The organism is Paenibacillus sp. ATY16, assembly GCF_003399985.2.
In the GTDB taxonomy this organism is placed as follows: domain Bacteria; phylum Bacillota; class Bacilli; order Paenibacillales; family Paenibacillaceae; genus Pristimantibacillus; species Pristimantibacillus glycanilyticus.
The window spans coordinates 175,027-187,425 of sequence record NZ_NMOK02000037.1 but is presented as its reverse complement, the minus strand read 5'-3'; the positions used below and the strand labels follow the sequence as shown (position 1 = coordinate 187,425).

The window sequence follows — 12,399 nt, the reverse complement described above, 5'->3', positions numbered from 1 at the left end:
ATAACCCCCTGGAATCGTTCAGTAAATAAACAGGCTCGAAAATGACAGGCAAATCTCGGTTTCTTCCATTCAGCTGCCCGTGCCGTCATGCTATATTAACCATATTATCAGACGATTACAACGCCGGCTATGAATAGCTGAAGCTTAAGGAGGATCCGCATTGATTCGTACTTTTCCGGAGCATCATATTCGTAAAACCACGCTGTTAGACGGGCCTTGGGACTTTATAAGAGATCCTGAAAATAAGGGACGGCAAGAGAAGTGGTTCGAGCGATTCCCACATGCCGAGAAATCTCTCTATGTGCCTTCCTGCTGGAATAACGAACTTCATTTGTATGATTACGAGGGCATCGCCTGGTACAGGAAAAAGCTGCGGACCGAAGATACTCAGCATGTCCGCCTTATTCTCCATGCCGTATTAGGCCATGCCGATGTCTATCTCGACGGACAACATCTTGGTTACCATTATGGCGGGTATACGCCGTTCGAATTTATCCTCCCTTCCCTGCCTGCCGGAGAGCATGAGCTGATTGTCCGGGCAGACAGCACGCTCGACCGCCTGACTATTCCGACCGATGTGGTGGACTGGTTCCATTACGGCGGTATTATCCGCTCGGTTGAGCTTCAGGTCTTACCGGATATTTATATCGATAAATTCGCAATTAACTATGAGCTGGATGGGGCTGCTGCCGACATTAAGGTCCAAGTGCGTTTTCGCTCTCTCTCGCAAGCCGATGGAACCGCACTTTTCACCCTATCCGTAGACGATCAAGTTATCCGTTCTGAACAAGTTCATGTGGGAGCCGGTCAAACGAGAGAGCTTCAATTCGAATTCCGATGGAATGACGTCCGGTTGTGGAACCCTGGTCAACCGGAGCTCTATCTGTTCCGGGCTGCCATTGAACATGACGACAAATATGAACGGATCGGCTTCCGCAATATCGAAACAAAGGATCACCGAGTACTAATCAATGGCTCTCCCGTCTACCTTAGAGGCGTTAACCGGCATGAGGAGCATCCGGAATGGGGCTTCGCCTTCCCTCCCAAGCTCATGCAGAAGGATCTGGATATCATTATTGAGCTTGGCTGCAATACGGTACGCGGCTCCCATTATCCTCAAAGCCCATATTGGTTGGACTTATTGGACGAGAACGGGATTGTTTTCTGGAGCGAGATTCCGATCTGGGGAGCTGCTCTTCCCAATGAGACCGTCTGCGAACCTCTCTTTCAGGAGCGTGCGTTGTCGATGTTGGAAGAGATGGTCCATATGCATATCCATCACCCTTCGGTTGTATTCTGGTCCGTTCATAACGAGATCGACTCAAGAACGCAAGACGCTTACGAGCTGACCAAGAGGATGGTCGAGCTCGTGAGAAAGCTGGATTCCAGCCGGCTTGTGACCTATGCCACCATGCATCCGCTCGAGGATGTTCTGCTCCCGCTATTCGATGTCATCGGCATCAACAAATATTACGGCTGGTATGAAGGCCAAGTTGAAGGCTTTAGGGAGATGCTTCAACAATTCCATAAACGGGCGGAACAATTGGGAGCGGGTGATAAGCCGATCCTGATGACCGAATTCGGCGGGGCCGGGATATTTGGCGATGTCGGCTGGGAGCCAAGGCTGTTCAGCGAGGATTACCAGGCGCATATCGTCACCGAGGCGCTAGGCATTTTCAGAGAGGATCCTCGCATAGGAGGCACTTATATCTGGCAGTTTGCGGATATCCGCGGTGATCTGAAGAGCAGCGGCAGACATTTCCGCGACCGGGCACGCAGCTTCAATAACAAAGGGCTGGTCAACGAATACCGCAAGCCGAAGCAGTCCTTCCGCGAAGTGCGCCGCATCTACCGGGCTTGGAGCGAGCAGGATCAATAGACAGCCAAAAGAGACAGCCGGAGCTGTCTCTTTTGCTGTCTATTATGCCATACTCCTTCTTAGCTTTGAATAACCGAAATAAGATCCTTAAGCGACTCAATGGCATAGGTGGGTTTAATCTCGTCCGAAACGGGTACTGCCCTGCGATTGTAGAAGCAAAAGTCGATTCCAGCGTTTCGGGCTCCGTGATAATCATCGCTTAACGAATCTCCCACAAAGAGAACCTCGCTGTTTGACAGCTTTAGCTCCTCAAGAGACAGATCAAAGATTTCTTTTCCCGGTTTCCGTACGCCCGCTTCATCCGATACGATGATGGAATGAAATTTCTCGTAGATTTGACCGGCGGCAAGTCTCTTGCGTTGCGCCAGGCCTAATCCATTGGAGATAATGCCCAGCTTATGCGTCGCATGAACCTGTTGAAGCAGTTCTTCGGCTCCAGGCTCAAAATAGCAAGTATTGCAAAAGTGTTGCCAATAGGTAGCAGACAGCTTCTCATAGGCAGAATCCTGAAGACTAATCGTATCTCGGAACGAATGAATAAGCACATCCTCGATGGTTTGATGAGCCCCGCGCTTATGAACAAAATCCATCCAATGCTTGAAGTTATGTCCGAGGTACGCTGGCCAGAATGCATTCCAGCTCGCTTCATCATCCAGGTTCAGGTTATGTTCGCGGACCGTTCGTCTCATGCATTCCGCTTCGCTATACGTATAGTCCAGCAAGGTGTTGTCCAGATCGAAAATAATCGCTTTATACATAACGGGTTCCCCATTCTACCATTCCGCAATGCTGCCGTCACGGTGGCGCCACACCGGATTCCTCCAGTTATGCCCGACAGCGGCCATTTGTCTTACATGCTCTTCGTTAATTTCAATTCCGAGGCCCGGGCCTTGCGGGATGGTCACGTGTCCATCTTGATAGTCGAATACGGCCGGATCCTTCAGATAATCAAGTAAATCTCCCGTCTCGTTATAATGAATGCCAAGGCTTTGCTCTTGGATAAAAGCGTTATGGGAGGTCGCATCCACCTGCAGGCAAGCCGCCAGCGCGATTGGTCCAAGCGGACAGTGAGGCGCAAGCGCCACATCGTAGGCCTCCGCCATCGACGCGATCTTTTTGCATTCGGTAATTCCGCCCGCATGCGACAAATCCGGCTGGATAATATCCACCGCCCCATCGCTGAGCAGCTGCTTAAAGTCCCAGCGCGAGAACATCCGCTCGCCGGTCGCAATCGGAATCGACGTATGCTTGGTAAGCTCCTTGAGAGCTTCGTTATTTTCCGGCAACACCGGCTCCTCTATAAACATCGGGCGATATGGCTCAAGTTCTTTGGCCAAAATCTTGGCCATTGGCTTATGGACGCGCCCATGGAAGTCGATTCCGATCCCGATGGATGACCCTACCGCATCGCGTACGGCTGCGATTCGGGCAACGGCCTCGTCGATTTTGTCGTAAGAATCAATGTATTGAAGCTCTTCCGTACCATTCATCTTCACGGCGGTAAATCCGGCGGCAACGATTCTTCTCGCTTCCTCGGCCACCTCGGCCGGACGGTCTCCGCCAATCCAGGAATATACGCGCATGGTATCGCGGCAGGCGCCGCCCAGCAGCTGATAGATTGGAGCGTTATAGAATTTCCCTTTTATATCCCACAGGGCTTGGTCGATTCCCGAGATCGCGCTCATCAGAATTGGACCTCCCCGGTAAAATCCCGAACGATACATCATCGACCAATGATCTTCAATTCGCATCGGATCCTTGCCGATCAAATATTCCATCAGCTCGTGAACGCAAGCTTTTACCGTTTCGGCGCGTCCTTCCACGATAGGTTCGCCCCATCCCGTAATGCCTTCATCCGTTTCAATCTTCAGGAACAGCCAACGCGGCGGAACTTGGAACAATTCATAGCTTTGGATTTTCATAATGTCCTCCCGGAAAATGAGTGAGTGATTGAAATAAAGCAGTTTTGAAAGCGGTCACATGAATCAAAAAAAACAATTCCCGTAACTTATTCTTCACCGGTACGGCATTTCCCCCCTGAGCCAAAAAGAAAAACGCGCTCGTCCAGCAGGACGGCACGTTTCACGTTTAATAATGAATCATATGGGCAATAACCATCAGAACCGCTCCGATTACGATCCACATGCACATCAGCGGCCAGAAGAATTTTACCCACTTCTGATACGGAATGCCGGACACCGCCAGACTCCCCATGAGTGCCGAAGAGGTTGGCAGGATCATATTCGAGAATCCGTCGCCAAGCTGGAAGGCAAGCACGGTCGTCTGACGCGTTACTCCGATGAGATCCGCCAGCGGCACCATGATAGGCATCGTAGTCACGGCCATCCCGGTGCCCGATGTAATAAAGATGTTCATGACGTTCTGGAACAAGTACATGCCCAGCACCTGCACCGGACCCGGCAGCTCGCCAACCAGAGTGGATAAGCCGTATACAATGGAATCGATAACGCTGCCTTGATCCAATACAACCATAATGCCCCGGGCAAAACCGATAATTAACGCTCCGTATGTGATCGCCTTCGCGCCTTTTACGAATTCCGAAGCAACCCGGCTTGGTCCGTATCCCGCGCAAAAACCGCTCACGACCCCCATCGTCAAGAACAAGGCGGCAAGCTCCTCCATCCACCAGTCCTTCTTCGATACTCCCCAGATCAGAGTAGCGAAACCAACGATGACAACTGCCAATGTCAGATAATGCTTAAGCTGCATGCGGGGAAGCTTGTTCAGATCGAGTTCTTTCGTCACGACTTCCTTTTCGAGATCGCGAACGAGGCTTTTCTCCGGATTCGAACGAACCTTACCCGCATAACGGACGATGTACAAGCTTGTTACCGTAATGAGGCAGAGGAGAAGGATAATCCGCAGCCATGCCCCGGAGAATAACGGAACCTCGGCAATGGCTTGCGCCAATCCCACGTTAAACGGATTCAGAATGCCTGCGGTAAAACCGCTCGCGGCACCAAGCGAGACCATCGCCGTTCCGGTAAGCGCATCAAACCCAAGCGCTCTTGCAACGGCAATACCGATTGGCACGAAGACCATCACTTCCGTCGACATGCCCATCGTAAATCCGGCAACCGAGAACAGCATAATAAAGATCGGGATAACCCATCTGCCTTTATTGGCGAAGTTTTTGGCAACCCTTCCCGTAATGGCTTCGATTGTCCCCGTAGAAGAGATGATCTCGAACGTGCCGCCAATAATAAGGATGAAAAAGACGACGTCAGCGGAATCCACTAGTCCGTGAACGATGGCTTTCGGGATGCTTACCAGGCTTACGGGGCTGGCATCCACTTCGTGATAGGAATTCGGCACAACAAGCGTTTTGCCCGTTGCCTGATCTTCAGCCCGTTCGAACTCGCCTGCCGAAACCACGTAAGTCAAAGCGGCAGCGACAAATACGAGAAAAATAAGAATGACATACGTATGAGGCATTTTAAACCATTGCCGGGATGCCGGTTTAGTCGGATCTTTCATTGTCTTATCCCCCATTTTTAGAATTGCTCCATTCCTCGAACTCTTTGCGGACAAGCCTTAATGCATCACGGTCCGAACAAAGATCGTAAGCGGTCATAGCCAGAGCTTTCGCCGATTGGTTCAGCTGAATCATTCCTTCCTCCGAGCCGGCGAGACGCGCGAATTCCGGCGTATGCGTCGTTGCTTCTCCAAGCCGGATATAAGGATGGATAACAGCGGTCATTTGACTGACATTGCCAATGTCCGAGGAACCAACGCCGCCCTTCTGCGGGGGATCGTTTACCTCAAGGCCAAGCTCTTCCTCCAGGTTGCGTGCGAATAAGCCTGCCAATGCTTTATTATTGTTCCGCTCCGCATAAATCAGACCTTCCTTAATGTCGACCGTTGCCCCTACGCCTTCAGCCGCGCAGCGGACGGCGCGGTATACCTTATCCCGGACTGTCTCCAGCTCCTGCACGGTGGATGCCCGCAAAATAAACACCATTTCGGTCAGCTCGGGCACAACGTTAGGCGCGTCCCCGCCCTTCGTTATAATGCCGTGAATCCGGACATCCTCCTTCATAAACTGGCGCAAGGAATTGATTGCCGCATAGGCGTTCACTAGAGCGTCAAGCGCGCTGATTCCTTTTTCCGGCGAGGAGGAGGCATGGGCCTGTTTTCCGTGGAACGTAAACGTGGCATCCACGCACGCAAGCGCGCCTCGAAGCACCATCGTTTTGTTCTGCGGATGAACCATCATCGCCGCGTCAACTTCATCAAATACTCCGTCGTTGCACATGATGATTTTGCCGCCGCCTTCCTCTTCGGCAGGCGTGCCAAGCACGATGATTTTGCCGGGCAGCTCCGGGAAAGTACGTTTAAGCGCGAGGGCGGCGCCAACCGCAGCCGTTCCGATCAAGCTATGGCCGCAGCCATGACCAAGTCCCGGAAGCGCATCGTATTCGGCCAGCAGCGCTATTGTTGGTCCGCCTACTGCCCCTTCCCAAGTTGCACGGAACGAGGTCTCAAGACCCGAAATCCCTTTTTCCACCGCAAAGCCCGCTTCCATCAGCGGCTCCGTGAGCCATTGCTGCGCTTTATGCTCGTGAAAGCTAAGCTCCGGATTCGCATGAATGCGAAGAGACAGCTCACGCAGCTTTGCGTCAAGCGAATCTACCGCCTGCGCAATCCTTCGTTTGGAATCTTTGTTGCCCATCAAGTTCCCACCTATCCTAAAATGCCGTATATTTATGCATCAATATGTATCAAATAATAAGGATACCGGCCAGATAAGTACAATTAATTGTTTTTTGGGGAAGCGCATAACTTTTTTTATGGGTCATGGGAACATGAAAAAGCCCTGCATGCTCTCATGCAGGACCTCATGTGCGTGTATGCTCGCTTGTCATAAAATCAACGAATCTATCCACGATTGCCAGCTCGCGCGTCTGATTCCGGTATAACATCCATGTATTTCTGCGGATCGGCTCTCCGTTCTTCTGCTTTAATTCCAGCGAATATAAACCATCCTCCGGTGAAACGAATACGCCGGGTACAATGGAATAGCCAAGCCCTTGCTTGACCATTTCCTTGCAAGTCTCGTAGGCATCGACCTGCATGGCTATGTTCGGAGGAACCTGATAATGCTCATGCCACCATTCCCGAACGGTATTGCCCAATGTGGACGCGGATGCGCGCACCGTCTTGGACTTGGGTTCGCTGTAATGGATATGCGGCAGCTCCGGAAGCCGGTCAAGATGGATAGGCTCACGGGAAATCAGGCAGATGGGCTCGTCATGAAGCAGCTCCTTCGCTTCCTGCCACTGGTAATTTCCGCGCACGATTCCTATATGAATCTCCTGCTCGGTTAACAAATCGAGAATCTCCGAGCTTAAAGCGCAGGTGACGTGGAATTGCACTTCGGGATATAGATCTTTGAACATCCTGAGCAGAGGCGGCAGCTTGTATAAGCCGTAATAGCTGGCTACTCCGAGACGAAGCGTGCCTTTTACGTGACTCCTCATATTAAGAAGATAATCTTTCATCGCTGCCATCTCGTCGCGCATCTTCTTGGCAAAGGAGGCCAGCGCCTCGCCTTCCGGCGTCAAATACGTTCCTTTTGTATGCTTGACAATAAGCGGAACGCCGAATTCCCGCTCCATCTGCTGAATCCGGTACGTTAAGGCAGGCTGCGTCATATAGAGCTTTTCCGCCGCTTTCGTCAAGCTTTGTTCCTCGGCTACGTATTGCAGAATAACCGTGTCTTTATCGTCCAATCCTTAACGAGCTCCTTTTTAATTCCTCGGATAGCTGACATTCATAATATCCATAAACGGGACTTTATCCAATCCCGATGACGTCTCGATATGGACTTTGCCCGTCCTTGAATCCATCGCCGTAATAACGCCTTGAACAGGTTCTTCCCTACCCCATACGGTAAGGACGATCGTGGACGTTTCATAGAAAGCTTCGCTTAACTGATTCCCTATCTCTTCCAATACAAACTCGTCCCTCGTTGGACGCTTTGGCACTTTTGCTTTCGCCATATTTGTCTATTACCTCCATTAAACCTTTCCTCTTGTTGTCCAATCATAACATATCCCGGAAGATTTAATGTCCGATTGGGGTGAAAAAAATCTTCCAACCGGCCTCCGTCCGATAGGATTGAATAATAGGCCCATATTCCAAACGCATTTTACTTCGCTCGCGAGAATAGACATAAAGGTGGCAAGAGATTGATGATGGAGGTATATAGATGGACAATAATCAAGGTTTTCCGGAGAATAATGCCCCGATGCCTAAGCAGAAATCAGCTAAAAAAGAGCATCACCATGGTTTATCGCCATCGCAATGGAGCGCGATTGACAGTCCGGCCGCTCTCCATTCGCAAACCGTAGGCGCTCGCGGCCCCATTCTCGAACAAGACAGCGTGCTGCATGAGACAATGGAGACCTTTATACATAACAAAATTCTCGAAAGACCCGTTCATGTCAAAGGCTGGGGCGCTTTTGGCTACTTTCAGACCGTAAATTCCATGGCCGCCCATACGAAGCTCTGCTTCTTGCAAAGGCCTGGCCATCAGGTCCCCGTTACGGTCAGGTTCTCCCTTGCGGTCAGCAATAAGGGAACCCCGGATACTTCGCGCAACGTACGCGGATTCGCGACCAAATTTTATACGGACGAAGGCGTATTCGACCTGGTTTTCAATCATATTCCCGTCTTTCTGATCAGAGATCCTATTCGTTTTCCGGAATCCATAATGGCCTTATCGCCTTCACCTATTAATAATTTAATCGATCCTGAGAGGTTCTGGAGCTTTGTCGCAAGGGCGCCGGAAGCCACTCACTTCCTGGTATGGCTGTATTCCGACGCCGGAACGGTCAAGAGTCTCCGCCATATTCCCGGGCATAGCGTAAATACGTACGTCTGGAGGAATGCGCAGGGCGTCCGAACCTATGTTAAATACCACTGGATTCCTTATGCCGGTGTCGAGACCATAGACGCCGAGGAATCTGCGGAACTAAGCTGCAAGAATCCAGATTACGCTGGTCAGGATCTGTACGATACGCTTGCCTGCGGAAAAACGGTAGAGTACGGCTTATACGTTCAACTTATGGATCCAGGGGATGAGGCGAGTCTTCCTTATGACCCTCTCGACGATACGAAAATTTGGGATGAGGATCAGTTCCCTCTCCTGCCGGTTGGCAAGCTTGTTCTGAACCGGAACCCGGACGATTATCAGGAGCAGGTGGAGAAGCTTGCCTTCTCCCCTTCCAATCTGCTGGAAGGCGCCGAGCTGTCGGATGATAAAATGCTGCAAGGACGTTCGAATATATACGCAGATTCGCAGCGTCACCGAATTGGGCCGGACTTCCGAAAGGTGCCGGTCAATCATCAGGCGAACTGGACCCCGGGCTCCATGCAGACCAGCGGCAACGGACGTTACGTGGAAGGGCATCTTGTGAGGTCCGACATTCCAAAGTCCGATGATTTCATGCAGGCCGGTCAATATTACGATCGTTTGCAGCCGGTACAGAAGGATCATCTCGTCAAAAATCTGGCCGGCGATCTCTCCGCGGCATGCGAGGAAACCCAAGCCATTGTACTCGGTTATTTAAGAAAAGCTTCAACCGAATTAGGTGAACGCGTCGCCAAGCAAATTCATGCTCAGAAAAGCTGACGTTTACATGCAAAAAACCGTTCCCGGAAAAAGGGAACGGTTTTGTTTTTCACGCGGTTACTTTGGCTGAGGCATGAATACGGTAGGTTCCTGACCCGAGGGAAAGCACAAGCAATCCGCCTTCCTCCCGGAAATCGATAACGCCGGGAGCCAAGCGAAGATCGGCGCCATTAACCGAGATGGCATTAGGCAGCGCACCTTGCAATCTCACTTCCGCCGTCGTGTTGGGAGGAAGCTCAAACTCGTAGCTCACAGCCCCGTCCACGCCCGTACTCCATCCGCTGCGGATCAACCCATAAACGGATTTATAGGAGGCTTTGGCGTAAGTAAGGCCAGAATCCGTGCGCGGACGGAAAATAATTCGCTTATAGCCCGGCTGAGATTCATCCAGATCAAGTCCGGCTACAACCCTGTACAGCCATTCGCCGATAGAGCCGTAAGCATAATGGTTATAGGAGTTCATATCGTCACTCCAGAAGGAACCGTCCGCTTTAATGCCATCCCAATGCTCCCAAATCGTAGTTGCCCCTTGGTGAATGGAATAGAGCCAGGACGGATAGTCCTCCTGCTGCACCAGCTTAACCGCCACATCGTGATAGCCGTTCTCCGACAGAACATGACTTAAGTAAGGCGTTCCTACAAAACCGGTTGTTAGATGGAACTTTTGCTCCGTTACGTAGTCCGCCAGCGTTTTAACCAGCCGGTCTCGCACCGATCCTTTGACAAGTCCGAACATCAACGGCAGAACGTGAGCGGTCTGCGTATGAGCGGCAAGCCTTCCGTTAGGCGTAAGGAATTCACGCTCGAAGGCTGATACAATCTGATTGTACAGCTCGCGGTAATGCTCCGCATCATCCTTGCGGCCAAGCACTTCGGCGGTTTTGACAAAGAGTTCCGTAGAGTAGGCATAATAGCAGGTTGCGATGAGATCTCTTGGCGTGGCGCCGACATAATCCCCTTCCTTGGCGTCCAAGCCCAGCCAATCTCCGAAGTGAAAGCCGGTATTCCAGAGGTATTCGTCGCTGCCTTGCTTGCGAATGTACTCGACCCACGCTTTCATGCTGTCATATTGCTCTTCAAGCACGCGCTTGTCTCCGTAACTGAGGTACACCGTCCATGGACAGATCACCGCGGCATCGCCCCAAGCTGCGGAAGAATGAGAATTCTCGTCCAGCACATGAGGGATAACGAACGGCACTCCCCCGTCACTGCGCTGGTCTGCCTTCAGGTCGCGAAGCCATTTGGCGAAAAACGGAGCCACGCCATAATTGAACGCGGCCGTACGGATAAAGACTTGAGCGTCGCCCGTCCAGCCAAGCCGTTCATCGCGCTGCGGGCAGTCCGTCGGAACATCGAGGAAATTGCCTCGTTGTCCCCAGATAATATTTTGCTGAAGCTTGTTTAACAGAGGATGAGAGCACTCGAAAGCACCCGAAGCCTCCATATCCGTATGAAGGACATGTCCGGTGAATTGATCCAGGTTCAGCGCAACATCCTGCGGCCAGCCTTCAATTTTCACATAACGGAAGCCTTGGAACGAGAAATGCGGCTCGTATTCCTCTTCCCCGCCTTTGCAAATGTAACGGACCGTCTGCTTCGCTTTGCGAAGATTGCCAATATAGAAGTTGCCTTCCCTGTCCAGTACCTCGGCATGCTGGATCGACAGCTCCGTACCTGCCGGCAGCTCGATGCGGAAATGCAGGCGTCCGACCATGTTTTGCCCCATATCCAGCACCGTTTCGCCGGAAGGGGTATGAATAAGAGCGATCGGCTTGAGCTTCTCGGTTATGCGGACGGGTTCGTTTTCCTGCATGACCAGGATATCCTTCGGTTGGGCAAGCTCCGTTACGCCAGCCCAGGAAAGATCATCGAAGTCTGGCTCCGACCAGCCCTGAATTTCCAACCGGGCATCGTAGGTTTCGCCATGATACAGCTCCGACATGAGGATTGGACCGGTAGCCGCACGCCAAGACGTGTCGCTGACGACTACTTCCGACGTTCCATCGTCATAGTCGATATGAAGCTGAAGGAGCAAAGCGCGAATGTTGCCGTAAATGCTCTTCTGATTGTTCCAAGCCAAGTCGCCTTTGTACCATCCGTTCGCGAGAGAAGCTCCGATTGCATTGCTCCCCGCCGCAAGCTGCTGCGTCACATCATAGGCCTGTACTTGGAGTCTGCTGGAGTAACTCGTCCAGCCCGGCGTATATTCCCAATCGCCAACCCGCTTGCCGTTCAGCTCCAGTTCGTATAGTCCAAGCGAGGTCGCGTACAAGGTTGCGCGGCTGATGTTGCTGCGTGCCTCAAAGCTTTTGCGGAGCATAAAAATCTCCTCCGACTGCGGATCGATAGCCGTCGCATCTGGCGTAATCCAGTCCGCTGTCCAATCGGCGGTGTGAAGAAGTCCCATTTCCCAAAAAGCAATCTCGCTCCATTCCGATTCGTTGCCTTTGTTATCCCATACCTTCACCCGGTAATAGTATCGGCTTCGCGCCTGCAGCGACTGCCCGCCGTATTCGATCAGCGTCGATTGCTCCGATTCCACGCGGCCGGTATCCCAGACCAGCTCCAGCTCATCAAACCCCTCCAATCCGCAGGATACCTGAATCTGATAAGCGAGCTGCATCACATGGACGTCATCCGATTGAAGCTGCCAGCTGATACGCGGCGATGTAACTCCGAGTCCGATTGGATTTTGCAGATATTCACAACGCAAATGGTTTACTTGCAACAAAGTCATATACGAATTTCCCCTTCCGGCAATCTAGTATGCTAAGCAGCATCATTAACTTGATTGTATGGCAAGAGAGAACGAGATTCAGGGGATGATCCGGACATTTTCATAGGTGGATCTAGACATCTTGCA

General features: G+C 51.6%; 9 protein-coding genes. 2 read left to right on the top strand and 7 right to left on the bottom strand.

The window, feature by feature from the left end; all coding sequences use genetic code 11:
• The first annotated feature begins 160 nt into the window (after positions 1-160).
• Positions 161-1,879 (top strand): glycoside hydrolase family 2 TIM barrel-domain containing protein, encoded by a 1,719-nt coding sequence (locus tag CFI03_RS21150; RefSeq protein ID WP_248759328.1) that lies wholly within the window; start codon positions 161-163, stop codon positions 1,877-1,879.
• 59 nt (positions 1,880-1,938) lie between these two features.
• Here the strand turns inward: CFI03_RS21150 and CFI03_RS21145 are convergent, their stop codons facing one another.
• The 6 genes from CFI03_RS21145 to CFI03_RS21120 all read right to left on the bottom strand — a co-directional run bounded on the left by CFI03_RS21145 (position 1,939) and on the right by CFI03_RS21120 (position 7,902).
• A complete protein-coding gene (locus tag CFI03_RS21145; protein ID WP_248759326.1) occupies positions 1,939-2,637 on the bottom strand; it encodes a YjjG family noncanonical pyrimidine nucleotidase in 699 nt (232 codons plus the stop codon).
• A gap of 15 nt (positions 2,638-2,652) precedes the next feature.
• Complete coding sequence (gene dgoD, locus CFI03_RS21140; protein WP_201005308.1) at positions 2,653-3,801, bottom strand: galactonate dehydratase; 1,149 nt, start codon at positions 3,799-3,801, stop codon at positions 2,653-2,655.
• Between the two features lie 166 nt (positions 3,802-3,967).
• Entirely contained in the window at positions 3,968-5,377 is a 1,410-nt protein-coding gene (locus tag CFI03_RS21135) for a YfcC family protein (RefSeq protein ID WP_248759321.1), read from the bottom strand.
• A gap of 4 nt (positions 5,378-5,381) precedes the next feature.
• Positions 5,382-6,572, bottom strand: a complete 1,191-nt coding sequence (locus tag CFI03_RS21130; protein ID WP_248759320.1) for a M20 family metallopeptidase — start codon at positions 6,570-6,572, stop codon at positions 5,382-5,384.
• Between the two features lie 166 nt (positions 6,573-6,738).
• The gene (locus tag CFI03_RS21125; RefSeq protein WP_248759319.1) at positions 6,739-7,632 is read right to left on the bottom strand and encodes a LysR family transcriptional regulator; all 894 of its coding nucleotides are present in this window, start codon (positions 7,630-7,632) and stop codon (positions 6,739-6,741) included.
• A gap of 18 nt (positions 7,633-7,650) precedes the next feature.
• Complete coding sequence (locus CFI03_RS21120) at positions 7,651-7,902, bottom strand: YolD-like family protein (RefSeq protein ID WP_127492250.1); 252 nt, start codon at positions 7,900-7,902, stop codon at positions 7,651-7,653.
• 248 nt (positions 7,903-8,150) lie between these two features.
• Between CFI03_RS21120 and CFI03_RS21115 the strand changes: the two genes are divergently transcribed.
• On the top strand, positions 8,151-9,536 hold the full coding sequence (locus CFI03_RS21115) for a catalase (protein ID WP_248760096.1): 1,386 nt from the start codon (positions 8,151-8,153) through the stop codon (positions 9,534-9,536).
• A gap of 49 nt (positions 9,537-9,585) precedes the next feature.
• Here CFI03_RS21115 and CFI03_RS21110 read toward each other — a convergent pair whose 3' ends face one another.
• Positions 9,586-12,273, bottom strand: coding sequence for an alpha-L-rhamnosidase (locus tag CFI03_RS21110; RefSeq protein WP_248759318.1), 2,688 nt, complete (start codon positions 12,271-12,273; stop codon positions 9,586-9,588).
• Between the last annotated feature and the right edge of the window lie 126 nt (positions 12,274-12,399).

Bases quoted from the DNA above. Each gene is read 5' to 3' on its own strand.
- CFI03_RS21145 (WP_248759326.1), bottom strand. From the start codon at position 2,637: ATGTATAAAGCGATTATTTTCGATCTGGACAACACCTTGCTGGACTAT.
- dgoD (WP_201005308.1), bottom strand. From the start codon at position 3,801: ATGAAAATCCAAAGCTATGAATTGTTCCAAGTTCCGCCGCGTTGGCTG.
- CFI03_RS21135 (WP_248759321.1), bottom strand. From the start codon at position 5,377: ATGAAAGATCCGACTAAACCGGCATCCCGGCAATGGTTTAAAATGCCT.
- CFI03_RS21130 (WP_248759320.1), bottom strand. From the start codon at position 6,572: ATGGGCAACAAAGATTCCAAACGAAGGATTGCGCAGGCGGTAGATTCG.
- CFI03_RS21120 (WP_127492250.1), bottom strand. From the start codon at position 7,902: ATGGCGAAAGCAAAAGTGCCAAAGCGTCCAACGAGGGACGAGTTTGTA.
- CFI03_RS21115 (WP_248760096.1), top strand. From the start codon at position 8,151: ATGCCTAAGCAGAAATCAGCTAAAAAAGAGCATCACCATGGTTTATCG.
- CFI03_RS21110 (WP_248759318.1), bottom strand. From the start codon at position 12,273: ATGACTTTGTTGCAAGTAAACCATTTGCGTTGTGAATATCTGCAAAAT.